21 protein-coding genes and 1 pseudogene are annotated in these 22,681 nt (G+C 64.0%); 9 read left to right on the top strand and 13 right to left on the bottom strand.

Going from position 1 to position 22,681, the window contains the following annotated elements; translation table 11 throughout:
* Nucleotides 1–12 precede the first annotated feature (12 nt).
* From recG to KVP10_RS01085, 4 genes are all read right to left on the bottom strand, one after another.
* Nucleotides 13–2,079 (bottom strand): ATP-dependent DNA helicase RecG, encoded by a 2,067-nt coding sequence (recG, locus tag KVP10_RS01100; protein WP_217962617.1) that lies wholly within the window; start codon nt 2,077–2,079, stop codon nt 13–15.
* A gap of 78 nt (nt 2,080–2,157) precedes the next feature.
* A complete protein-coding gene (locus KVP10_RS01095; protein WP_217962616.1) occupies nt 2,158–2,544 on the bottom strand; it encodes a Rid family detoxifying hydrolase in 387 nt (128 codons plus the stop codon).
* A 74-nt stretch (nt 2,545–2,618) separates the two neighbouring features.
* Complete coding sequence (locus KVP10_RS01090) at nt 2,619–3,395, bottom strand: ferredoxin--NADP reductase (protein WP_217962615.1); 777 nt, start codon at nt 3,393–3,395, stop codon at nt 2,619–2,621.
* 204 nt (nt 3,396–3,599) lie between these two features.
* The gene (locus KVP10_RS01085; protein ID WP_217962614.1) at nt 3,600–4,301 is read right to left on the bottom strand and encodes a pirin family protein; all 702 of its coding nucleotides are present in this window, start codon (nt 4,299–4,301) and stop codon (nt 3,600–3,602) included.
* A gap of 150 nt (nt 4,302–4,451) precedes the next feature.
* Between KVP10_RS01085 and KVP10_RS01080 the strand changes: the two genes are divergently transcribed.
* Entirely contained in the window at nt 4,452–5,387 is a 936-nt protein-coding gene (locus KVP10_RS01080; RefSeq protein WP_217962613.1) for a LysR family transcriptional regulator, read from the top strand.
* Between the two features lie 180 nt (nt 5,388–5,567).
* Here the strand turns inward: KVP10_RS01080 and ntrC are convergent, their stop codons facing one another.
* The 6 genes from ntrC to rph form a co-directional block, all read right to left on the bottom strand.
* Nucleotides 5,568–7,040 (bottom strand): nitrogen regulation protein NR(I), encoded by a 1,473-nt coding sequence (gene ntrC / locus KVP10_RS01075; RefSeq protein WP_217962612.1) that lies wholly within the window; start codon nt 7,038–7,040, stop codon nt 5,568–5,570.
* Nucleotides 7,041–7,138: 98 nt separating this feature from the next.
* The gene (gene glnL / locus KVP10_RS01070; RefSeq protein ID WP_217962611.1) at nt 7,139–8,191 is read right to left on the bottom strand and encodes a nitrogen regulation protein NR(II); all 1,053 of its coding nucleotides are present in this window, start codon (nt 8,189–8,191) and stop codon (nt 7,139–7,141) included.
* 105 nt (nt 8,192–8,296) lie between these two features.
* Entirely contained in the window at nt 8,297–9,709 is a 1,413-nt protein-coding gene (glnA, locus tag KVP10_RS01065) for a type I glutamate--ammonia ligase (protein WP_217962610.1), read from the bottom strand.
* A gap of 219 nt (nt 9,710–9,928) precedes the next feature.
* Entirely contained in the window at nt 9,929–11,254 is a 1,326-nt protein-coding gene (gene hemW / locus KVP10_RS01060; protein WP_343218669.1) for a radical SAM family heme chaperone HemW, read from the bottom strand.
* A 14-nt stretch (nt 11,255–11,268) separates the two neighbouring features.
* Nucleotides 11,269–11,898, bottom strand: a complete 630-nt coding sequence (gene rdgB / locus KVP10_RS01055; protein ID WP_217962609.1) for an RdgB/HAM1 family non-canonical purine NTP pyrophosphatase — start codon at nt 11,896–11,898, stop codon at nt 11,269–11,271.
* A gap of 51 nt (nt 11,899–11,949) precedes the next feature.
* Entirely contained in the window at nt 11,950–12,690 is a 741-nt protein-coding gene (gene rph, locus KVP10_RS01050; RefSeq protein ID WP_376810905.1) for a ribonuclease PH, read from the bottom strand.
* Between the two features lie 281 nt (nt 12,691–12,971).
* Here rph and KVP10_RS01045 point away from each other — a divergent pair, with 281 nt between their 5' ends.
* From KVP10_RS01045 to KVP10_RS01030, 4 genes are all read left to right on the top strand, one after another.
* Entirely contained in the window at nt 12,972–13,943 is a 972-nt protein-coding gene (locus KVP10_RS01045) for a YicC family protein (protein WP_217962608.1), read from the top strand.
* Between the two features lie 297 nt (nt 13,944–14,240).
* Nucleotides 14,241–14,573 (top strand): type II toxin-antitoxin system RelE/ParE family toxin, encoded by a 333-nt coding sequence (locus tag KVP10_RS01040; protein ID WP_217962607.1) that lies wholly within the window; start codon nt 14,241–14,243, stop codon nt 14,571–14,573.
* The gene (locus tag KVP10_RS01035) at nt 14,560–14,832 is read left to right on the top strand and encodes a hypothetical protein (protein WP_217962606.1); all 273 of its coding nucleotides are present in this window, start codon (nt 14,560–14,562) and stop codon (nt 14,830–14,832) included. Before KVP10_RS01040 ends, KVP10_RS01035 begins: the two co-directional genes overlap by 14 nt.
* Before the next feature lie 37 nt (nt 14,833–14,869).
* On the top strand, nt 14,870–15,190 hold the full coding sequence (locus tag KVP10_RS01030) for an addiction module antidote protein (protein WP_217962605.1): 321 nt from the start codon (nt 14,870–14,872) through the stop codon (nt 15,188–15,190).
* Between the two features lie 356 nt (nt 15,191–15,546).
* Here the strand turns inward: KVP10_RS01030 and arfB are convergent.
* Both arfB and KVP10_RS01020 read right to left on the bottom strand, forming a co-directional pair.
* Nucleotides 15,547–15,950 (bottom strand): annotated as a pseudogene (gene arfB / locus KVP10_RS01025) (alternative ribosome rescue aminoacyl-tRNA hydrolase ArfB).
* Complete coding sequence (locus KVP10_RS01020) at nt 15,947–16,300, bottom strand: DOPA 4,5-dioxygenase family protein (RefSeq protein ID WP_217962604.1); 354 nt, start codon at nt 16,298–16,300, stop codon at nt 15,947–15,949. The pseudogene arfB and the gene KVP10_RS01020 overlap by 4 nt, the downstream one beginning before the upstream one ends.
* 190 nt (nt 16,301–16,490) lie before the next feature.
* On the opposite strand from KVP10_RS01020, the gene KVP10_RS01015 reads away from it, so the two are divergent.
* Entirely contained in the window at nt 16,491–17,546 is a 1,056-nt protein-coding gene (locus tag KVP10_RS01015) for an RNA methyltransferase (RefSeq protein ID WP_217962603.1), read from the top strand.
* A 100-nt stretch (nt 17,547–17,646) separates the two neighbouring features.
* On the opposite strand, the gene KVP10_RS01010 is transcribed toward KVP10_RS01015, so the two are convergent.
* Complete coding sequence (locus KVP10_RS01010; RefSeq protein WP_217962602.1) at nt 17,647–18,456, bottom strand: AraC family transcriptional regulator; 810 nt, start codon at nt 18,454–18,456, stop codon at nt 17,647–17,649.
* A gap of 111 nt (nt 18,457–18,567) precedes the next feature.
* On the opposite strand from KVP10_RS01010, the gene KVP10_RS01005 reads away from it, so the two are divergent.
* The 3 genes from KVP10_RS01005 to KVP10_RS00995 are packed head-to-tail and all read left to right on the top strand — an operon-like array spanning nt 18,568 to nt 22,613.
* Nucleotides 18,568–19,785 carry an ABC transporter substrate-binding protein gene (locus tag KVP10_RS01005; protein WP_246600232.1) on the top strand — a complete coding sequence of 406 codons (1,218 nt, stop codon included), beginning with the start codon at nt 18,568–18,570 and terminating at the stop codon, nt 19,783–19,785.
* 1 nt (nt 19,786) lies between these two features.
* On the top strand, nt 19,787–20,935 hold the full coding sequence (locus KVP10_RS01000) for an acyl-CoA dehydrogenase family protein (RefSeq protein WP_217962601.1): 1,149 nt from the start codon (nt 19,787–19,789) through the stop codon (nt 20,933–20,935).
* Between the two features lie 31 nt (nt 20,936–20,966).
* Nucleotides 20,967–22,613 (top strand): long-chain-fatty-acid--CoA ligase, encoded by a 1,647-nt coding sequence (locus tag KVP10_RS00995; RefSeq protein WP_217962600.1) that lies wholly within the window; start codon nt 20,967–20,969, stop codon nt 22,611–22,613.
* Nucleotides 22,614–22,681 lie beyond the last annotated feature (68 nt).

Raw genomic sequence — 22,681 nt, 5'->3', positions numbered from 1 at the left:
TAAGACAAAGTTTCAACTGCGCAGGAAATCCTGGCGGCCGCGCATCCAGCGTTCGAGATGGGCCTGCGCATGCTCGGGAAAGGATTCCCGCAATTCTTGCGCCACCGCCCGGGCGCGCTCGACGAGCTGCGTGTCGGTCTCCAGGCTGGCAAAGCGCAGCAATTCCACGCCCGACTGGCGCACCCCCAGGAATTCCCCGGGCCCGCGCTGGTCGAGGTCGCGCTGCGCGATCTCGAAGCCGTCGGTGGTTTCGTACATGGCGCGCAGGCGCTGGCGCGCCAGCTGCGACAGCGGCGCCTGGTACATCAGCACGCAGACCGACTGCGCCGAGCCGCGCCCCACCCGGCCGCGCAACTGGTGCAGTTGCGCCAGCCCGAAACGCTCGGCGTGCTCGATGATCATCAGCGACGCATTGGGCACGTCGACGCCGACCTCGATCACCGTTGTGGCCACCAGGAGGTCTATGGCGCCGTCGCGGAACGCCTGCATGACCTGCGCCTTCTCGGCCGGTTTCAGGCGTCCGTGCACCAGGCCTACATTCAGGCCGGGCAGCGCCTGCGCCAGCCGCGCGTGGGTGTCGACCGCCGTCTGCAATTGCAGCGCCTCGCTTTCCTCGACCAGCGGGCAGACCCAGTAGGCCTGGCGCCCCTGGCGCACTTCTTCCACCACGCGTGCCACGACCTCGTCGCGCCGCGCATCCGACACCAGCTTGGTCAGCACCGGACTGCGCCCCGGCGGCAGCTCGTCGATCGCCGAGATGTCCAGGTCGGCGAAGAAAGTCATGGCCAGGGTGCGCGGGATAGGAGTGGCGCTCATGTTCAACTGGTGCGGGATGTAGCCCCGCTCGCCGCGGGTCTCGCCCTTGCGGCTGAGTTCCAGGCGCTGGCCGACGCCGAAGCGATGCTGCTCGTCGAGTATGACCAGGTCCAGGCGCGCGAATTCCACTTTGTCCTGGATCAGCGCCTGCGTGCCTATGGCCAGTCCGGCCCTGCCCTCGGCGATGGCGGCCTGCGCAGCCTTGCGGGCCTTGGGCGCCAGGCTGCCGGTCAGCCACGCAATCTCCACGCCCAAAGGCTCCAGCCAGTCCGCCAGCTTGCGGAAATGCTGTTCGGCCAGGATTTCGGTGGGCGCCATGAGCGCTACCTGCGAGCCGCAGGACAGCGCCTGGGCTGCAGCCAGCGCCGCGACCACGGTCTTGCCGCTGCCCACGTCGCCCTGCAGCAGGCGATGCATGGGAAAGGGCCGGCGCAGGTCGGCTGCGATCTCGGCGCAGGCGCGTTCCTGGGCCGCCGTCAGCTTGAAAGGCAGCCCCGCGCGCAGCTTGCGCACCAGGTCGTCACGGTCCAGGCCGCGGGCGCGCTGGCGCAGGCGCGCGGCGCGGGCCTGCGCCAGCGACAATTGCTGGGCCAGCAGCTCGTCGAACTTGATGCGGCTCCAGGCCGGATGGCCACGCTCGATCAGGTCGTGGTAGGACACCTGGGGCGGTGGATGATGCAGTACGCGGATCGCCTGGTCGAACGGCAGCAGCCCGTAGCGCTCGCGTATCGGTTCGGGCAGCGTGTCGGACAGATCGGCCCGCTGCAGGGCCTGGTCGATCGCCTTGCGCAGCGCCGGCTGGGACAGCCCGTCGGTGCTCGGATAGACCGGCGTCAGCGCATCGGGCAGTTCGGTGTCCGCCGCCGCGACCTTGGGGTGCACCATCTCGATGCCGGCGAAACCGCCGCGCACCTCGCCGCGCACCCGCAGGCGCCTGCCCCGCGCCAGTTGCTTCTGCTGGCTGGGATAGAAATGCAGCCAGCGCAGCGCCAGCCTGCCGGTGCCGTCTTCCAGCAAGGCATGCAACTGGCGCCGCGGATGGTACTGGACTTCGGAATGCAGCACCTCGCCCTCGACCTGCCCGGTCTGGCCCGCGTGCAGGCCGCCTATGGGCACGATCTGCGTCTCGTCCTCGTAGCGCATGGGCAGGTGCACGATGAAATCCTGGACGTCCCGCAGGCCCAGCCGCTGGAACTTGCGTTCGAGCGTGGCGGCCGGGTTCGCGCCGCGCTGTGCGGCGCGGCCGGCAGACGAGGCGCTCATCCCTGGATGCGGCGCGCCGCCGGAGCGGGCCGCTGCTGCGGCCGCCGGCTGGCGTGGAACGGCTGCGGCATGGCGGCCCTAGACCACGATGACGGCTTCGACTTCAAACTGGGCGCCCTTGGGCAGGCTCGCCACCCCGATGGTGGAGCGCGCCGGATACGGCTGCGGAATGACGTCGGCCATGATGGCGTTGGCGCTGGCGAATTTGCTGAGATCCGTCAGGAACAGCGTGAGCTTGACGATATTGTCGAGCGTGCCGCCGGCGGCCTCGACCACCGCCTGCAAGTTGGCAAAGGACTGCCGCACCTGGCCTTCGAAGTTTTCCGATATCAGTTCGCCGGTGCCCGGCTCCAGCCCGATCTGGCCGGACAGGTAGACGGTCTTGCCGGAACCCGCCGCCACGGCCTGGGAATAAGGGCCGACCGCCGCGGGGGCCGCGTCGGTGTGTATGATCTGCTTGGCCATGCCTAACCTCTATGAGACGAAAACAACTATCGAAGTGTAATCATCTATAGAGAACATTAACAGCCCCCCGGGGCTTATTTTTCGACGAAAGCGCGTTCCACCACGTAGTCGCCGGGCTGGCCGACGCCGGGCGAGACCACGAAACCGCGCCGATCGAGCATGCCGCTGATGTCGGCCAGCATGTGCGGGCTGCCGCAGATCATGGCGCGGTCGGTGGCCGGATCGAGCGGCGGCAGGCCGATGTCTTCGAACAGTTTTCCGCTTTCGACCAGGTCGGTGATGCGTCCCTGGTTACGGAAAGGCTCGCGCGTGACGGTGGGATAGTAGATGAGCTTGTCGCGGATCTGATCGCCGAAAAATTCGTTGGCCGGCAGCTCGTTCTGGATGAAGTCGGAATACGCGAGCTCGCTGGCATAGCGCACGCCATGCAGCAGCACCACTTTCTCGAAGCGTTCATAGACTTCGGGGTCTTTGATGATGCTCATGAAGGGTGCCAGGCCCGTGCCCGTGGCGAACAGGTACAGGTGCTTGCCCGGCTTCAGGTCATGCACTACCAGCGTGCCCACCGGCTTGCGGCTGACCAGCACCGAATCGCCCTCGCGCAGGTGCTGCAGGCGCGAAGTGAGCGGGCCGTTCTGCACCTTGATGCTGAGGAATTCCAGGTTGTCTTCGTAGTTGGCGCTGGCGATGCTGTAGGCGCGCATCAGCGGCTTGCCGTCGACTTCCAGGCCGAGCATGACGAAATGGCCGTTGTCGAAGCGCAGCGCGGAATCGCGCGTGGTAGTGAAGGAAAACAAGGTGTCGTTCCAGTGGCGGACACTGAGAACCTGTTCGGAATTGAAAGCTGCCATAAGATATTCGCGGAAAACATGGGCGCGGCCTGCTCGAGCCCGGCCTGCGTCAGACCGGAGCCGCGAGAGGCCGCTGGATGCCCCTATTTTACCCGACTGGGGCTGCGCGCAAGCCGCGGGCAGGCGGGCTGGCCCGCGGCGAGTCCGCCGGCGGCGGCATGCCGGCGGACGGCGCAACAGGCCAGGGAGGCCCGCCGCACCCGCTTACGCCAGGTCGAACAACAGGACTTCCGCCCCATCGGCCTGTTCCAGGCGCAGCTCGGTCTCGTCCGACGCGGCCAGCGCATCGCCGGCCTGCAGGTCCTGGCCGTTGACGCGCAGGCTGCCGCGCGCCACATGCAGCCACGCCTTGCGGCCCGGCTCCAGCTTGTGGACCACTTGCAGCTCGCCGTCGAACTTGCCCGCGTACATGACGGCATCCTGGTGGATGCGCATGGTCGAGTCGCGGCCGTCCGGCGACAGGATGGGCACCAGCGCGTTGGGCACATACACCTCTTCGAAGGACTTCTCTTCGTATTCGGGCGTGATGCCGCGCACGTCGGGCTCTATCCAGATCTGCAGGATATGCGCCTCGGTGTCGGGGCTCGGATTCATTTCCGAGTGCACCACGCCGCGGCCCGCGCTCATGCGCTGCACGATGCCCGGGCGTATCGTCGATCCATGGCCCATGCTGTCCTGGTGGCGCAGCAGGCCGGCCAGCGGATAGGTGATGATCTCCATGTCGCGATGCGGGTGGGCGCCGAAGCCGCGGCTGGCGGCGATGCGGTCGTCGTTGATGACGCGCAGCGCGCCGAAGCCCATGTGCTCGGGATCGTAGTAATTGGCAAAGGAAAACGTGTGATAGGAATTCAGCCAACCGCCATGCTCGGCATGGCCTCGGTCGTTGGCGCGTCGCAGGACAATCATGGTTTACTCCGTTTTAAAATATTGAATGGCTGGCCCAGGCCGGAAATTTATCGACATACCAACCGCCATGAAGTAATTCTTGCACGTTTTATTGCCTGCCGGACACAGGAGTTTTAAACTCTACGTTCGAATTTTTCGAATGATAGCCTCATGCAAAGCCTGACCCCCGACATGTTCGTGATGCTGGACGCGATCGCGCGCTACGGCAGCTTCGCGCGCGCCGCCCAGGCGCTGGACAAGGCGCCCTCTTCCGTCACCTACAGCGTGCGCAAGCTCGAGGACGACCTGGACGTGCTGCTGTTCGACCGGCGCGGCCCGCATGCCACCCTGACCGCGGCCGGCCGGGCGCTGCTGGAGGACGGCCGCCACGTGCTGGCGGAACTGGAAGACATCGCACGCCGCGTGCGGCGCATCGCCACCGGCTGGGAAACCGAGTTGCGCATCGCCCTGAGCCCGGGCGTGGATCCCGCCCCTATCTGGGACCTGGTGGCCGATTTCCAGGCGCTGGCCACGCAGACGCGGTTGCGCTTCACCGAAGAAGTCCTGAGCGGCAACTGGGACGCGCTGCTGGCCGGCCGCGCCGACCTGCTGATCGGCGCCGACGCCTTGCATGCGCCGGCGGGCGGCTTCAATTCGCGGCCTATAGGGGCGGTGGACTTCGTGTTGTGCATGGCGCCGAGCCATCCGCTGGCGCAGCGCACGGGGGTGCTGGCCGCCGCAGACCTGCTGGCCTGCCACGCGATCGTCGTCAGCGACACCAGCCGCCGCCTGGAGCCGCAGGACCGCGGCTACAACGCACGCCAGCCGCTGCTGATCGTGCCCAATATGCACAGCAAGATCGACGCCCTGACGCACGGCCTGGGCGTCAGCCACCTGCCCTTGTGCATGGCCCGGCCCTGGCTGGACCAGGGCCTGCTGGTGACGCGCCAGACCGATACCGGCATACCCATACGCGAGCAGGCCGTCTACGCCTGGCAGGAACCGGCCAAGGGCGAAGGCCTGAAATGGTGGCTGCAGCGGCTCGAATCGCCGCGCCTGCACGCCATGTTGACAGGCGGCGAGCGCACCGGGCAGGCCGGCGAATAGAGCCAGCCTGGCGCAAATGCATGCCGCCTTCCCGCAGCACCCGCCCCATGCAGCGGCAAACCTCCGGACCGGAATTGCGCTAGAGCAAGTTCGGCGCAAATGTGTACGGAATTTTGCAGCGCTTACCTGATACAGCGCATTGAAAAGTGTAAATACTTGAGCCGAAAATGCTCTAGCCTTTCACTCTTCTTCCAACCCCAGTTCCTGGCACTTGCGTGTCAGCGTATTGCGCCCTATGCCCAGGCGCTGCGCGGCCTCGACACGCTTGCCGCGGCTGTGTTCCAGCGCGGCGCGCAGCAAGGTGCGCTCGAAATCGCGCGTCAGCGTGCTCATGACCGCGGGCTCTCCGCGTTCCAGCCGGGCCCGGGCATCGGCAGCCAGCAGCGCGGACCAGCCGCCGGCCACGCCCGCGCCTTGCGGGGTGCCGGAGGCCGCCCCGTCCATGCGTGCGGGCCTGGGCGGCTCTCCATGGGCTTGGGCGTCCGCCGCGCCGGCACTGGCGCCGGTATGGATTTCGGGCGGCAGGTCGCCGATGTCGACCACCTGGCTGGCGGACATCACCGACATCCAGTGACAGAAATTTTCCAGTTGGCGGATATTGCCCGGGTAATCGAAATCCAGCAGCGCCTGCAGCGCCGCGGGGGTCAGCCGGCGCACCGGCACGCCCAGGCTGCGCGCGCTATTGTCCAGGAACAGTTGCGCCAGCGCCGGAATGTCTTCCTTGCGCTCGCGCAGCGGCGGCAGGCGCAGGCGTATGACGTTCAGCCTGTGGAACAAGTCTTCGCGGAACTGGCCCTGAGCCACGCGCTGTTCCAGGGGCTGGTGGGTGGCGGCGACGATGCGCACGTCCACCTTGATCGCCTGCGAGCCCCCTACCCGGTAAAAGCTGCCTTCGGCCAGCACGCGCAACAGCCGGGTCTGCAGTTCCAGCGGCATGTCGCCGATTTCGTCGAGGAACAGCGTGCCGCCGTGCGCCGCCTCGAAACGCCCTTGGCGCGAGGTGGTGGCGCCGGTAAAGGCGCCGCGCTCGTGGCCGAACAGCTCGGCCTCCAGCAGGTCGCGCGGGATGGCGGCGGCGTTCAGGGCGATGAAGGGGCCGCCGGCGCGCACGCTGTGGGTATGCAGGGCGCGCGCGATCAGTTCCTTGCCGGTGCCGGATTCGCCGGTGATGAGCACGGTGGCGCGCGAGGACGCCAGCCGCCCTATCGCACGGAACACCTCCTGCATGGCCAGCGACGAGGACTGCAGCATGACGGCCGGGCCGGGCGTGGGCTGCGCTTGCGGCGCCGCCTCGCGTTCCTGCGCGGCGCGGCGGATCAGCGCCACCGCCTCATTGACATCGAAAGGCTTGGCCAGGTAATCGAAGGCGCCCTTCTGGAAAGCCTTGACGGTGCTGTCCAGGTCGGTGAACGCCGTCATGACGATGACGGCCAGCCCCGGATGTTCCTGCTTGATGGTCTGCAGCAGGCTCAGGCCGTCCTGGCCCGGCATGCGCACATCGGTGACCAGCACCGAAGGCGTTTCGAGGCGCAGCGCCTCGAGCACCGCAGCGGCGTTCGAGAAACTGCGCACCTCGATCGCCACCTTGGCCAGCGCCTTTTCCAGCACCCAGCGGATGCTCTGGTCGTCGTCGACCACCCAGACGGGGTTCATTCAGCCAACCTCCCTGTGCTGTCCGGCAATACCGCCCGGCAACCGGGCTTGCGCGCGCGGCCCGCTGCAGCAGCGGCCCCGCGCTTCGGCCCCGGCATTCATGGCAGCTCCAGCGGCAGGATCATGCGGAACTCGGTGTGGCCCGCGGTCGAATCGAATTCGACGACCCCGCCGTGCTGCTGCACGAATTCCTGTGCCAGGCTCAGGCCCAGGCCCGTGCCGCTGGCGCGGCCCGTGACCAGGGGATGAAAAATCTTGTCGCGCAATGCCTCGGGCACTCCGGGGCCATTGTCGATGACCGACACCACGATGCCCATCCTGACCGAGCGCCGCGCCAGTATCAGCCCGCGCCCGATGCGGGTGCGCAAGGTCAGCAGCGGCGTCTTGACCGAGGCGTCTTCGGTCAGCGCCTGCGCCGCATTGCGTGCGATGTTCAGCAGCGCCTGCAGCAGCCTTTCGCGGTCGCCCATCAGGTCCGGGGCCGAGGCATCGTAGTCGCGCACGATCTCCAGGCGCGGGCCGTATTCGGCCTGCAGCAAGGTGTATACGCGCTCGCAGATCTCGTGAATGTTGAAACGCGCAGTGTCCAGCGCCTGGCGCTGCGGCGCGATCAGCCTGTCGACCAGGCCGCTCAGGCGATCCGCCTCGGACATGATGACGCGCGTGTATTCGCGCAGCGAACCGTCGTCCAGTTCGGCTTCCAGCAACTGGGCGGCGCCGCGGATCCCGCCCAGCGGATTCTTGACTTCATGCGCCAGGTTGCGCAGCGATTCGCGCTGCACGTCGAGTTCCTGGCTGAGATGGCGATTGCGCTCGATCAGCACATGATGTTCGAGCTCGCGCACTTCCAGCAGCGCAGCCCAGGGCTGGCGCTGCAAATGCACCAAGGTGACGCTGACCGGCACGCTGCCGTCCGGACGGGCCAGCACCAGGTCCTGGCGCAGCACGCCGAAGCGGCCTTGCATTGCCTGGGAAAAGCGCGCCTGCAGGCCCGCACCCCCTGCGAACAAGCCGTGGGCGGGCGCACCGGCCAACTGCTTGCGCGACAGGCCGAACAGTTCCTCGGCGGCCGCATTGACATGCGCCACCCTTCCCTGCTCGTCCAGGAGCAATACCGCAGTGGCCAGCAAGTCGTAGCTCGAAACATCCATGCCGCTACCCCAGTCCACTGAAATCGAAAGCCGCGACGGGCCGGCTTGCCGGGCCTGCCGTGCGCCATGCACGGCGGGCCCGCGCAGCCCGCGGGCCGCAGCCGCTTAGAGGCTGTAGTACATGTCGAACTCGACGGGGTGCGAGGTCATCCGCAGGCGGGTGATCTCGGCCATCTTCAGTTCGATGTACGCATCCAGCATGTCGTTGCTGAACACGCCGCCGCGGGTCAGGAACTCGCGATCCTTGTCCAGGAATTCCACGGCCTGTTCCAGCGAGGCGCATACCGTCGGGATCTTGGCGTCTTCTTCCGGCGGCAGGTCGTACAGGTTCTTGTCGGCGGGATCGCCGGGGTGGATCTTGTTTTGCACGCCGTCCAGGCCGGCCATCATCAGGGCCGAGAAAGCCAGGTAGGGATTGGCCAGGGGATCGGGGAAGCGGGCTTCGATGCGGCGGCCCTTGGGGTTGCTGACGTAGGGGATGCGGATCGAGGCCGAGCGGTTGCGCGCCGAGTAGGCCAGCTTGACCGGGGCTTCGAAGTGCGGCACCAGGCGCTTGTACGAGTTGGTACCCGGGTTGGTGATGGCATTGAGCGCGCGGGCGTGCTTGATGATGCCGCCGATGTAGTACAGCGCGAACTCGGACAGGCCGGCGTAGCCGTTGCCGGCGAACAGGTTCTGGCCGTCTTTCCAGATGGACTGGTGCACGTGCATGCCCGAGCCGTTGTCGCCGACGATGGGCTTGGGCATGAAGGTCGCGGTCTTGCCGTAGACGTGCGCGACGTTGTGGATGGTGTACTTCATGATCTGGCTCCAGTCGGCGCGCTCTACGAGCGTGCTGAACTTGGTGCCGATTTCCATCTGGCCGGGCGCAGCCACTTCGTGGTGGTGCACTTCGACGGGCACGCCTTGCTGTTCCAGCAGCAGCACCATTTCGGAGCGCATGTCCTGGAAGGAATCGACCGGGGGCACGGGGAAATAGCCGCCCTTGACGCCGGGGCGGTGGCCGAGGTTGCCGCCGTCCAGTTCCAGGCCCCGCGACCAGGGCGCTTCTTCGGACTTGATCTTGACGAAGCAGCCCGACATGTCGTCGTTCCAGGTGATGCTGTCGAACACGAAGAACTCGGGTTCGGGGCCGAAATAGGCCGTGTCGCCCAGGCCGCTGGACTTCAGGTAGGCTTCGGCGCGCTTGGCCAGCGAACGCGGGTCGCGGTCATAGCCCTTCAGGTCGGAAGGCTCGACCACGTCGCAGGTCAGGATCAGGGTGGTTTCTTCGCGGAAAGGGTCCAGACGCGCCGATGAGGCATCGGGAATCAGCAGCATGTCCGAGGCTTCGATGCCCTTCCAGCCGGCGATGGACGAGCCGTCGAAGGCCTGGCCGGACTCCAGCTTGTCTTCGTCCACGGTATGGGCCGGCACCGATATATGGTGTTCGCGGCCGATCGTGTCGGTGAAACGGAAATCGACGAAGGCGACTTCACGGTCTTTGATGAGCTTTACGACATCTTCGGGGGTGGACATAGGGGCTCCTGGACTGGAAATAGGTCAAACCGAAAACAGGTCTGCCTTGCATTAAGCAATACTCGTGCCAACTTCGAGTGCAAGAAGCCGGAAGCATTTTTGCACCTCGGCGGCGTCATCGAAACACTATTCGCACCAATATGGTGCGAATTATAGTGCACTACCGCAACAACAACGCACCATAAAGGTGCAAATTCGGATATTGATCGCCAATCCCGCTCATTCCAGGAACTCGGCCAGCAGGTCATTCAGAAAACGCCAGCCCAGCTCGGTCGCCTGCAGCCGGGTGGGATCCGCCGCGAGCAGGCCGCGGGCGACCGCTCTTTCGAGCGCGGGCGCCGCCGCCAGGATGGACAGGCCGGTGCGCTCGGTGAACAGCGAGGCCGGCACGCCCTCTTTCAGGCGCAGCGCATTGAGCATGAACTCGAAACCCAGTTCCTGTGCCTGCACCACGCGCTCTTCGGCAATATGGCTGCCATCCATGAGCACCGCGCGTTCCATCCAGGATTGCGGGTTGCGCGCCTTGGCCTGGCGCAGGATGCGGTCGTGAAACGACAGCTTGCCGTGGGCGCCGGGCCCGACGCCCAGGTAGTCGCCGAATTCCCAGTAGTTCACGTTGTGCAGGCAGCGCTGCCCGGGCTGCGCGTAGGCCGAGACCTCGTAGCGTTCCCAGCCGCCTTGGGCGGTGTGGCTGGCGATAAGTTCTTGCATGGTCGCGCTAGTGTCGTCGTCGGGCACCGTCGGCGGGTACTTGGCGAACACCGTATTGGGTTCCATGGTCAGGTGGTACAGCGACAGATGGCTGGTGCCGCAGGCCATGGCCAGCCGCAAGTCTTCGGCGCAGCCGTCCAAGGTCTGGCCCGGCAAGGCGTACATCAGGTCGAGGTTGACCCGGTCCACCGCCTTCTGTGCCATGTCCACCGCGGCGCGCGCCTGGCGACTATCGTGGATGCGGCCCAGGGCCTGCAGGGCACGGTCGTCGAAGCTTTGTATGCCGAGCGAAATCCGGTTTACGCCGCTGCGGGCGTACTCGGCGAAGCGACCGGCTTCCGCCGTGCCGGGGTTGGCTTCGAGCGTGATTTCGGCATCGGGCAGCACGGTCAGGTAGCTGCGCAGGATGGCCAGCATCTCGTCCACGGCGGCGGCCGACAGCAGGCTGGGAGTTCCTCCGCCTATGAAGATGGTAGTGACCCTGCGGCCCCAGACCAGCGGCAGCGCCTGCTCGATATCGGCGCGCAAGGCATCCAGGTACTGGCGCTCGGGCAGCTCGCCGCGCAGTGCATGCGAATTGAAATCGCAATACGGACACTTGCGCACGCACCAGGGCACGTGCACGTACACGGATAGCGGCGGCAGGCTTTGCAGGCCGGTCGACTCGGGGCGTGGCAGTCCGGCGGATGCCGTGCCCGGCGCCGCCGTCGCGCCGTGGTCCGGCCCGGCACGTCCGCTTTTGGGCGAGGCCGCAGTGTGCGTCTCGGGATCGGCAGCAGCGCCGCCCTGGCGCATGCTTGCTTCGGGGCATATGGGAAAAATCGGATGCGGCACGGATTCCCGCCTTTCTATTCTTCGCGCAAGGCCTGCAGCAGCCTGGCCAGGGCCTGGGCCCGATGGCTGACGCGGTTCTTCTCGGCGGGCTCGAGCTCGGCAGCGCTGCGCCCCAGCTCGGGCAGGTAAAAATAAGGATCGTATCCAAAGCCGTTCGAGCCGCGCGGCTGCTCGAGCACGCTGCCGCGCCACACGCCCTGGGCAATCAAGGGCCGTGGATCGTCGGCCGAGCGCAGGTACACCAGCACTGCCACATATGAAGCGCGACGGTTGTCGACGCCCGCCAGATTGCGCATCAGACAGGCATTATTGGCGGCGTCGGACTTTTCCCCGCCGTGCAGCGTGGCGTAGCGCGCCGAATACACCCCGGGCGCACCGCCCAGCGCATCGACACACAGGCCGGAATCATCGGCCAGCGCCGCCAGGCCGGTGTGGCGCGCGGCATGCCGCGCCTTGGTCAAGGCATTTTCCACGAAGGTGCCATAAGGCTCTTCGGCCTCGCCCACCCCCAGCTCGCCTTGCGCGACCATGGCCAGGCCGGCCTGGCTCAATATGGCGGCAAACTCCCTGAGCTTGCCCGCATTATTGGAGGCCAGCACCACCCGCTTGTCGGGGTTGCCGCCGTGGCTGGAATCTTGAGACATGAATGCGTGTTTCCTTTGCTATCTACATATGCGTGGCCGCGGCAAGCCCGGTCAAGACCCCAACGCTTCGCGCTGCAGGCCTGCCAGGCGGGCATTGCCGTCGCGCGCCAGGTCGAGCAGGCGATCCAGCGTGGCGCGCTCGAAAGCGAGCCCTTCGGCCGTGCCCTGCACTTCCACATAGCCGCCGGCGCCCGTCATCACCACGTTCACATCGGCGTCGCAGCCCGAATCTTCGCCATAGTCCAGGTCGAGCATGGGCACGCCGCCCACGAGGCCGACCGACACCGCTGCCACGCTGTCGCGGATCGGGTCCGCCTCGATGGTGCCGGCGGCCAGCAGGCCGCGCACCGCCAATGCCGCCGCCACCCAGGCGCCGGTAATGCTGGCGCAGCGCGTGCCGCCGTCGGCCTGCAGCACGTCGCAGTCCAGGTGCAGGGTGCGCTCGCCCAGCGCCTGCATGTCGAACACCGCGCGCAGGCTGCGGCCGATCAGGCGCTGGATTTCCTGCGTGCGGCCGCTTTGCTTGCCGCGCGCGGCCTCGCGGTCGCCGCGGGTGTGCGTGGCGCGCGGCAGCATGCCGTATTCCGCGGTGACCCAGCCCTGCCCCTTGCCTTTCAGGAAAGGGGGCACTTTGTCCAGCACGCTGGCATTGCACAATACGTGCGTGCCGCCGGCGCGGATCAGCACCGAGCCTTCGGCATAGCGCGTGTAGCCAGTCTCTATCGACAGCGGGCGCAATTCGTCGAGGGCGCGCCCCGAAGCGCGGACGGCGGAGTTATCAGACGACATCATGATTCCAGGGTGGGAGTTGCAGGCCGAGGCCCGTGCCGCGCGGGCGGCCAAAGGCGTATTTTAGAACGCGGCGCGCGGCAGCCCGGTTCGGGCGATAAACCAGGGCAATGAACACGGGCAATGAGCGCGGTGGGCGATGGGCCCGCTATACGACTAGCGTCCTGGCCGACAGGACACACGGCCCGCGGGCCGTGGACCGCGGACCAGATCGACGATACATACGTGCCACAGGCAAGATCGGCAATAATATCGGTTTCACGATATTTCACGCAGGACATCCCATGATACGCAGCATGACCGGCTTTGGCGGCGCGCGGGCCGAATCCCCCGAAGGTACCCTCAGCATCGAGCTGCGTAGCGTCAACAGCCGCTACCTCGACCTGAACTTCCGTCTTCCCGACGAACTGCGCCTGGCCGAAGGCCCTTTGCGCGAACTGATCGGCCAGGCGCTGCTGCGCGGCAAGATCGACGTGCGCGCATCCTACGCGCGCGCCAAGGCCAAGACCGAAGCCCAGATCGACCCGGCCTACCTGGCCACGGTCGCGCAGCAACTTGCCGCCGCGCGCGCGGTCATCCCGGACCTGCGGGCGCCGCGCCTGAGCGAATTGCTCAACGGCTCGAACGGGTCGCAGTCCGACGCCGCCGACCCGGATGCCTGGACGGCTTCCTGCCTGCAGGCGGCCAGGCAGGCCCTGGAAGAATTCCAGTCCAACCGCGAGCGCGAAGGACAGCGCCTGGCGGCCGTCATGCTGGATTGCGCCGCACAGGCCGGCGTCATCGTGGATCAAGTGGAAAGCCAGTTGCCCCAGTTGCTGGCCGAACACCAGGAAAGGCTCGCGAACAGATTGCGCGAAACGCTGGAAGCTGTCAGCCCCGAAGGATTCACCCAGATCAGCGGCGCCGAACTCTCGGCCCGCATTGCCCAGGAAACCTCGCTCTTCTCATTGCGCATAGACGTGGCCGAAGAACTGTCGCGCCTGCGCTCGCACATCGCCGAACTCGAGCACCTGCTGCGCGGCGGCGAAGCCGCTAGCGGCAGCGGCAAAAACAAGACCAAGGGCGCCGCGCCGGCCGCGGCGGCCAAGAAAACCGCCGGCAGCACCGGCAAGCGCCTGGACTTCCTGTTCCAGGAAATGAACCGCGAAGCCAATACCCTGGGCTCCAAGGCCGGCGGCCTGGACGTCACCCGCGCCGCCATAGACCTGAAACTGCTCATAGAGCAGATGCGGGAACAGGCCCAGAATATCGAGTAGTGTAGTGGTCAAGGGCATAGAGGCCTGCCCGTGCTGCGGCTCGATGGTGCCGACGGAGCGGATAAACCGGGATGTACTGGCGGCGGGGGATATCAGGTAAGCAACGAACGCACCCTGGAACTCGGGGGCCAACTGGGCGAGGCCGTGGACTTGATGAGCGTGGCCTTAAGCGAATGCCATAGCTTGGCGGCGATCTACGCGCAAGCGTCCACGGCGGAAGAAATACATGGCAACTAAACACAGCTCAATCTGTGTGCCATGATTGACATCACTGTGTGCCATGATTCACAATAGGCCATGTTGGAGATTATCCAGAGCGACGACTTCAAGGCTTGGCACGGTGGCTTGCGCAACAAGATCGCCCGCGCTCGTATCTCTGCCCGGATTCGGCTTGCCGGGCACGGCAACCTGGGCGACTGGAAACCCCTGCGTGATGGCATCTCGGAAATGCGTATCGACGTGGGTCCTGGCTACCGCCTGTATTTCACACGGCACGGCAACACCGTTGTGGTGCTGCTGTGCGGAGGCGACAAAGGCAAACAAGACGCCGACATCAAGCGCGCTATCGGTCTTTCCAAAGTTTGGAGGGGAGCATCCCCTTCTAAGGAAAAATCCGATGCAAAATCCTGATGACTACAAAGCGGGCTGGACTACACAAGCTCTCAACCCAAAAACTGGCGAACTCCGCTCAGGTGGAGCTGCCCGCAATATGAAGACTGCTCAAAGAGGTGGTGTTGCTGCACCAGAAAATGACGCCACTATGCAAGCATTTCTTTACATTCAACCGTTAGTCGACAGCCTACAGGCTCGACTCGGTGAATCCATGAAACTGAATCAGCAGCTTGCCCAGCTTGTAACTACACAGCAACGCCGTGAGAAATCGCGTTGAGACTATCTGGCTCGCCGAACTCTGGAAGGAGTGAACCATGAGTGAATCTCTCACCATCAACGTCCCCGAAGGTTTTAGCCGCTGGGATGCCGCCGACACCCTCAAGACCGACGAGGATGCCGCGCTTTATTTCGAGGCGTGCCTTGGCGAAGACCCTGGCGACGGCAGCCTGATCCGCGCCGCGCTGGGCGACATCGCCCGCGCGCATGGCATGAGCCAGCTTGCCCGTGAAACTGGCTTGTCGCGCGAAGGCTTGTATCGGGCTCTGTCGGCGGAGGGCAACCCGGAGTTCGGCACCATCATGAAGGTGATCCGCGCCCTGGGCCTGAAGCTGCACGCAGAAACTGCGCATGCATGAATGGCGCGCTTCCATGACGGCCTTTGAACGTATCCAGCAAGGTTTGCGGGAAGCGATAGCCCACGCGAAGACCCATGCACCGCACTGCGCCCCAGTCATATGCCGCACCGCGAGCACCCCGCAAAACCGTGAACCCAAGCGTGTACCCAACACGAAACCTAAATAGCAGGAATCCAGGCGTGATGCGGGTTTGACCGCCCTGCTTTGGCTTCAAGCGCGATAGGCAATTCCATTTGGATGGCTGACAGTTGCCGATCCGTTTGAAACAGCAACTACCCTTGGTCTCGTGTTTTAAGACTGACGCCTAGAGGCACTGCAGATGCGCGATGTCTGCTTCGAGCTGATCACTCAAAAATTCAGTCGGAAACGCGCCCTCGCCCGGTTTTCACCTCGCTGCGACGCGCCTTGTTCTCGAGGCGGCGCCGCTGCGATGCCCGGGTCGGGCGCGTTGCCACACGGACTTTGCGGGTTGTGCAAACGCTGGCGATCAAGGCTTCGAGACGCTCCAGCGCCGCGGCGCGATTCTGTTCCTGGGTACGGTATTCCTGCGCCTTGATGACAATCACGCCATCGCGTGTGACACGCCGGTCGTGAAGCGCCAGCAGGCGCTTCTTCAGCGCTTCCGGCAGCCCGGAAGCCCGCACGTCAAAACGCAAATGTATGGCGCTCGCACTTTGTTCACATTCTGCCCGCCCGCACCCTGCGCACGTACGGCGACAAGCTCGATTTCGTGGGGAGCGACGGTGTAGCGCACGATCATTTACTTAATGCGGACAGAACCAAGTCATAAGAGCGGCCGATCCAGACTGCAGAATCGCGATGATCGCGCACGGCATCCCCTGTATTGGGGTGCACGAAAATATCGAGGGCGCCATGGTTCAGCGTCAACCAACTGATCACTTCCGCGAAACAGTCCACAGTAAAAGCAATCTGATACGACCACTGCGGATGAGGCCCGACCGGACGCTCGTGAAACCGGCCGAGTTGCACGACGGCGCCGAAACGCCGGTCGATCTCCTGCCGGAAAACCCAGGCGGCATCGCGGCTCGCCGCGTCGAAATAGACATGGGCATGCCAGTTTTCGATCTGGTTTGTGTCGAGAATAGTCATATCGTTCTATCTTTGGGTCGCCGCCGAGTGTGCGGGTCTCCAGTCCACATTGAATGCTACCAGCATCGGCTTGCCCCATGTATGTGTACGCGACAGACTGCGTTCGATATGCGGCTTTGCGATTTACACACCGATTCAGAACGCCCGCTCTTCAGGCCCATGCTCCGGGGTACAGTAAAATCCGCCACCCATGCGCTACTCCGACTTCGACCTACGCCTCGCCGCCCTCGGCGCCTTGCCCGTGCATCGCGGCCGGGTCATGCGCGTCTGGCTGAACGGACAAGCGCTAGACAGCGGCACGCGGCGGCGGCGCTCCGAGCACTTCCTGCCGCTGAAACTGCGCGACGCCGTGCCCGCCTTGACGGCAGAACTGGACAGCCTCGCCCGCATCCGCTCCGAACACGCCGGCAGCGACGGCTCGCGCCTGCTCGTCGAACTCGCCGACCGGCAAATGGTGGAAAGCGTACTGCTGCCGCGCGACGGGCTCTGCGTCTCCACCCAGGTCGGCTGCGCGGTCGGCTGCCGTTTTTGCATGACCGGCAAGAGCGGCCTGATTCGCCAGGTCTCGAGCATGGAAATCCTTGCCCAGGTCGTGCTGGCGCGGCGTCTGCGTACGGTAAAGAAGGTCGTCTTCATGGGCATGGGCGAACCGGCGCACAACCTCGACAACGTGCTCGAGGCAATAGGCTTGCTCGGCACCGAAGGCAATATCGGCCACAAGAACCTCGTGCTCTCCACCGTGGGCGATCTGCGCGTGTTCGAAGCCCTGCCACGACAACGCGTCAAACCGGCACTGGCGCTGTCGCTGCACACGACCAAGGCCGCACTACGCGAACACCTGCTGCCGCGGGCGCCGAAAATCCCGCCGGAAGAATTGATCGAGCTCGGCGAGAAATACGCACGCGACACCGGTTACCCGATCCAGTACCAGTGGGTGCTGCTCAAGGGCATCAACGACGGCGATGACGAACTCGACGCAGCCGTGCGCCTGCTCAAGGGCAAGTACGGCGTGCTCAACGTCATCCCCTTCAATAGTCTCGAAGGGGACGACTACAAGCGCCCCGATCTCGAACGTATTCGCGAGATCACCCGCTATCTGCACAGCCGCGGCGTGCTGGCCAAGGTGAGGAACAGCGCCGGACAGGACGTAGACGGCGGCTGCGGCCAACTGCGCGCTCGCGCCATCGGCGCGGCGCAGGCAGTCGGACAGCGCCGCAAGCGCGCCGCAAAACCAGAAGCCGCCTGAGCTGTGGCTATCCGTCCCTGGCCGTGAACGCCCTTTCGAGCAAGCATCCGGAACGGGAGAAAGGTGGGAATCAGCGGCGAAAGCCTGACTGGCCGGCCCTTTAGCCGAACATGGTTTCGTCGGAATCCCAGAGACTTCCCTTGCTGTCAAAATACTCTTTGGGTGTCATTCCGGCGACGCGCCTGAACGTGGAGCAGAACGAAGAGGCGCCGGAAAAGCCCGCGGCGATCGAGGCGTTATAGACCGAATCGCCTTTTGCAATTTGCGTGAGCGCGTGCAGGATTTTTGCGCTGCGGCTCCAGGCGGCGTACGACATGCCGGCTTCGCGTTCGAAACGGCGGCCGAAGGTACGCTGCGACACCCCCATTTCTCGTGCCGCCGCCGCTGCCGGCAATGCAGCGCCGGGATCCTCGCGCATGCGTATGCACAATTGCTTCAGCCTGGGCAAACACGGCAGCGGCAACTCGATCGCCTTGACCGGCAAGTAGTGGACGTCCCCTACCAATAGCCGTGCGATGCGTTTCGATCGCGCATCCTGGCGCCCCTGCGGCGCCTCGGCCAGCGCGTGCGACAAGGCACTCAAAAGCGGGCTGACGACCACCCGCTTGGCCTCATGCAACAAGCGCTTCTTGGCCGTGGACGCGATGAAGACCACGACCAATCGGCAACGGCTGCGCGCCACGAATGTCCCCGACGCTTCGGGAGGCACCCAGATCCCGCCGCCCGGACCCAGCACCCACAGTTGACCGTCGATCGTGAACTGGACGGCTCCGGCCTGGGCGATGAACAACCTGCCTCGCGCCGCCGGCGCAAAGGGACGAGTCGTGCCCGAAACCAGGGTCGTCATCATGGCCTGCGCCGTGCCGGCAGCGTGTTCGTAGTCTTCCAGGCGTTCGCTTTTCCCGTACATGGCCGCAATAAAAAGATTGGCATAAAAAATAAATCAACTGGCTATTTTAATGAATATCGCTGTTGTTTTTCCTACTAAGCTGGCGTCAATGACATCGATAAGGAGGCGACAATGATGCATTCCAAATTCAACTTCCCCATTTTGCTGGGGAATCTGGCGTTGGGGCTGGCCGCGCTGGGTAGCGCCACAGCCTATGCGGAAAATGTAAAGATCGGCCTGCTGGCCGATATGTCGGGCGTCTATGCCGACGTGAGCGGCAAAGGAGAAATCGTGGCCGCAAACCTGGCCATTGCGGATTTCCTGAAGAAAACGCCAGGCTGGAAGGTGGAGCTGTTGACGGGGGACCACCAGAACAAGCCCGACATCGCCAGCTCCCGGGCACGCCAGTGGATCGACGTGGACCACGTCGATATGGTGATGAACGGCGCGAATTCGGCTACGGGCCTGGCTATCGCCAAGGTGGCGGCCCAAAAGAAAGTGATCGATTTCGACACCGGATCGGCTACCACCCGGCTGACCAATGAAGACTGCACGCCTTATACCGTCCAGTATGTCTACGACACCTACATGCTGTCCATAGACACCGTGCGGGCACTGGTCGCACGCGGCAAGAAAAGCTGGTTCTTCATCACGGCCGATTATGCCTTCGGGCATTCGCTGCAGGCCAGCGCCAGCGAGGCCATAAAGAAAGACGGCGGAAGCGTAAAAGGGTCCGTCCGCCATCCCATCAACAGCTCCGATTTTTCATCGTATATCCTGCAGGCGCAAAGTTCGGGGGCGAATGCGATCGGCCTGGCCAATGCGGGCGGCGATGCCATCAACGCCATAAAGGCCGCGCACGATTTCGGGCTGACGAAAAAACAGTCTCTCGTCGGCCTGCTGTTGTTCATCAACGACATACACAGTCTTACGCTTCCCGTCGCGCAGGGCATGTACCTGACGACAGCCTGGTATTGGGACATGAACGACAAGACCCGGGCATTCGCCAAGCGCTATTTCGCCCAGATGCAAAAAATGCCGAACATGGCCCAGGCCGGCACGTATTCGGCCATCACCACTTACCTGAACGCAGTCAAATCGGCCGGAACCAAGAACTCCGACAAGGTCATGGCCGTGCTGCATAAAACCACGATCAACGATCTTTTCACCGCCAACGGCTCTATCCGCAAGGACGGGAAAATGCTGCACCAGGCATACCTGATGCAGGTGAAGTCGCCGGCCGAATCGAAATACCCTTGGGATTACTACAAGGTCGTGGAAACTTTGCCGCGTGACCAAGTGGCGATCCCGCTTTCCGAATCGACCTGCCCCCTCGTGACGAAGAGTTGATATGAACCCGTTTCTAGATGCGCCACTCGAAGCCTGGCGGCAACAAATCCGCGAATTCGTCCAGTCCGAACTGGTTCCGCTGTCGGACCAAGTGGAACGCCAGGGATTCATTCCCCAGGACGTTCTGGGCAAGATGAGAAAAGCGGGCCTGTTCGGCACGCATACTCCGACAGAATATGGAGGCCTGGGCCTTTCGATGCTAGGAAGCTGCATTGCCATCGAAGAGCTCGCCGCCGCGCACATCGCCTTTTACTATACCTGCGGCGTCAATGTGCACATCGGCTCCAAGGCGATAGAGCTGGCCGGCACCGAAACGCAAAAGCGGCAGTACCTGGTCCCCTTGGCCAAGGGCGATTTCATAGGTGCGCTTGCCATGACGGAGCCCGGCGCAGGCTCCGATGCCGCGGCCATCGCGACAAGCGCCAGCCTTCACGGAAACCAATATGTGCTGAATGGGCAGAAAATATTCATCACCAATGCGCAGATTGCCGATTGCTTTACGGTGATTGCCCGTACCGAAGCAGGAGGCCGGTCGGGCTTGTCCGCGTTCATCGTGCCCAAAGATACCGCGGGGCTGGTGATCGGCAGCCCCATCGAAATGCTGGGAGGCTCGGGATCGTTTCACAACGAGGTAAGTTTCGAGGATTGCGCCATTCCCCGGGAAAACTTGCTGGGCCAAGAGGGCCAGGGGTTCAGGCTGGCCATGTATTGCCTCGATCACGGCCGCACGCACTGGGCCGCGTACAGTGCGGGCCTGGCACGGGCCATGTTCGAACTGGCCAAGGAGCGCGCACAGACCCGCCATCAATTCGGGCGGCCCTTGTCCGAGAACCAGGCAACGCAATGGAAGATCGCCGAACTGGCCACTGCGATACACAACGGGCAACTGGCCGCTTACGATGCCGCCTGGAGGTTCGACCACGAACCCGAACACAGGGCCCTCTACGCTGCCATGGCCAAGCTGGCCAACGCCGATATGGTCTTCAAGGTGGCCAATGACACGCTGCAGCTCTTCGGCGGCTATGGCTATGCGAAAAGCGGCCCGATAGAGCGTATGTGGCGCGAGGCGCGGGTAGTGGGCATCCTGGACGGGACATCGGAAATGATGCGGCAAATCGTAGGCAGGGAATGTCTCAAAGGCCAGTTTTGAAGCACGGTAATATCAAGGAAACACAGTCGCCATGCTGGGCTTAATGCAAAATTTCCCCTTGACCGTATCGATGATACTGCGCCGCATGCACAGCCAGTATCCGAATAAAACGGTCACTACGCTGCGCCGTGACATTTACCATCAAGCCACGTATGCGCAGACGGTGGCACGCGCAAACCGGCTGGCCGGTGCCATCAAGCTGGCCGGCTTCAGGCAAGGGGATTGCGTCTCGACACTGATGTGGAACTCCCAGGAGCACCTGGAGGCCTATCTGGCCGTGCCGGCTATGGGCGGAATTCTGCACACCATCAACGCGCGGCTGTCCGAAGCAGCCATCCAGGTCATGTTGGGTGAAACCCTGCCCAGACTGATCCTGGTGGACGAAACATTGGCGCCCGTGCTGCGCAAGACCACACTGCCCGCTTCGGTGCAGGCGGTCGTCGTGGCGGGTTTGCACAAAGACGCGCAGCAGCTGGACCCCGCAGTCGAGGGCATACCCTGGCTGGACTACGAAACTTTCATGGCCTCGGGCGGCCCCGAATTCAACTGGCCGGAGCTGGATGAAAACGAGGCTTGCGGCATCTGCTATACATCCGGGACTACGGGGAAAATGAAAGGCGTGGTGTATAGCCATCGCTCGACGGTACTGCATGCGATGTCCATGCTGTTCGCCGACGGCATTGCGCTGAGCGAGCACGACACGTGCATGACAGTTGTACCCATGTACCACGCGCACGGCTGGGGCTTCCCCTACGCATCCTGCCTGGCGGGGGCCGGGCAGGCGTTCAGTGTCCGTCAATCCGATCCCAAGACCCTGGCCGCTCTCATCGAATATGCCGGGGTGACCCTGGCCACCGCCGTGCCGACCGTCTGGATCAATCTGCTGGAAAAACTGCGCAGCGGCGAAATCAAGCCGGACACGCTGGCGTCCTTGAAGAGCCTGCCGGTGGGCGGCGCAGCGGTCTCGGCCGACCTGCTCAACGGCCTGCTCGAGTATGGAATCAAGGTGCGGCATTGCTGGGGCATGACCGAAACATCCCCGTTGGGCCTGGTGTCCACACGGCGCTCATGGCTGAACGATACGCAATGGGCCGAAATGAGCATGCGCCAGGGTCTGCCCCAGATTGGCTGCGAAGTGCGGGTCATTACCGACAAGGGTACTCTCGCACCAGAGGACGGAAAATCGACGGGAGAACTCCAGATTCGGGGGCCATGGATAGCGGATGCCTATTTCGACCCCGACAGCGAGAGTCGCCGCGGCGGGGAAAATTGTTTCGACGTCGATTCTCAAGGCCGTCGATGGCTGAAAACAGGCGATATCGCCAACATCAGCCCCGACGGCTATGTGAAAATCGTCGACCGCTCCAAAGACCTTATCAAATCCGGCGGAGAATGGATTTCAAGCCTGGATCTGGAGTCGGCGATGGCGGAACATCCCGCGGTCCATGAAGTCGCCGTGATCGGGATACCCGACCCGGTTTGGCAGGAACGTCCGCTCGCCTTTGTATCGCTGGTAGACAACTGGGATCAGCCGCAGCCCGATTTTGCCGCCTTTCTCGAAGCGCGTTTCCCGCGCTGGCAGATCCCTGAACGCTTCGTGATACTGAAAGAACTGCCCAAGGGGGCAACCGGCAAATTGAATAAAGCGCGCCTGCGCCAAATCACGAATTCCGCCTGAACTCGAGGCAGGCAATTCATCTTGCGTAAGAATGGCGATTGACCGCAATAGCGGTACCGGCATCGCGC

The sequence above is a fragment of the Candidimonas humi genome (genome assembly GCF_019166065.1).
Lineage (GTDB): Bacteria > Pseudomonadota > Gammaproteobacteria > Burkholderiales > Burkholderiaceae_B > Candidimonas > Candidimonas humi.
The sequence above is the reverse complement of the archived record's forward strand: the minus strand, read 5'-3'. Positions and strand labels throughout refer to the sequence as shown.

Coding starts and splice junctions, on each gene's coding strand:
- recG (WP_217962617.1), bottom strand. CDS start 2,079: ATGAGCGCCTCGTCTGCCGGCCGCGCCGCACAGCGCGGCGCGAACCCG.
- KVP10_RS01095 (WP_217962616.1), bottom strand. CDS start 2,544: ATGGCCAAGCAGATCATACACACCGACGCGGCCCCCGCGGCGGTCGGC.
- KVP10_RS01090 (WP_217962615.1), bottom strand. CDS start 3,395: ATGGCAGCTTTCAATTCCGAACAGGTTCTCAGTGTCCGCCACTGGAAC.
- KVP10_RS01085 (WP_217962614.1), bottom strand. CDS start 4,301: ATGATTGTCCTGCGACGCGCCAACGACCGAGGCCATGCCGAGCATGGC.
- KVP10_RS01080 (WP_217962613.1), top strand. CDS start 4,452: ATGCAAAGCCTGACCCCCGACATGTTCGTGATGCTGGACGCGATCGCG.
- ntrC (WP_217962612.1), bottom strand. CDS start 7,040: ATGAACCCCGTCTGGGTGGTCGACGACGACCAGAGCATCCGCTGGGTG.
- glnL (WP_217962611.1), bottom strand. CDS start 8,191: ATGGATGTTTCGAGCTACGACTTGCTGGCCACTGCGGTATTGCTCCTG.
- glnA (WP_217962610.1), bottom strand. CDS start 9,709: ATGTCCACCCCCGAAGATGTCGTAAAGCTCATCAAAGACCGTGAAGTC.
- rdgB (WP_217962609.1), bottom strand. CDS start 11,898: ATGTCTCAAGATTCCAGCCACGGCGGCAACCCCGACAAGCGGGTGGTG.
- rph (WP_376810905.1), bottom strand. CDS start 12,690: ATGATGTCGTCTGATAACTCCGCCGTCCGCGCTTCGGGGCGCGCCCTC.
- KVP10_RS01045 (WP_217962608.1), top strand. CDS start 12,972: ATGATACGCAGCATGACCGGCTTTGGCGGCGCGCGGGCCGAATCCCCC.
- KVP10_RS01040 (WP_217962607.1), top strand. CDS start 14,241: ATGTTGGAGATTATCCAGAGCGACGACTTCAAGGCTTGGCACGGTGGC.
- KVP10_RS01035 (WP_217962606.1), top strand. CDS start 14,560: ATGCAAAATCCTGATGACTACAAAGCGGGCTGGACTACACAAGCTCTC.
- KVP10_RS01030 (WP_217962605.1), top strand. CDS start 14,870: ATGAGTGAATCTCTCACCATCAACGTCCCCGAAGGTTTTAGCCGCTGG.
- KVP10_RS01020 (WP_217962604.1), bottom strand. CDS start 16,300: ATGACTATTCTCGACACAAACCAGATCGAAAACTGGCATGCCCATGTC.
- KVP10_RS01015 (WP_217962603.1), top strand. CDS start 16,491: ATGCGCTACTCCGACTTCGACCTACGCCTCGCCGCCCTCGGCGCCTTG.
- KVP10_RS01010 (WP_217962602.1), bottom strand. CDS start 18,456: ATGTACGGGAAAAGCGAACGCCTGGAAGACTACGAACACGCTGCCGGC.
- KVP10_RS01005 (WP_246600232.1), top strand. CDS start 18,568: ATGATGCATTCCAAATTCAACTTCCCCATTTTGCTGGGGAATCTGGCG.
- KVP10_RS01000 (WP_217962601.1), top strand. CDS start 19,787: ATGAACCCGTTTCTAGATGCGCCACTCGAAGCCTGGCGGCAACAAATC.
- KVP10_RS00995 (WP_217962600.1), top strand. CDS start 20,967: ATGCTGGGCTTAATGCAAAATTTCCCCTTGACCGTATCGATGATACTG.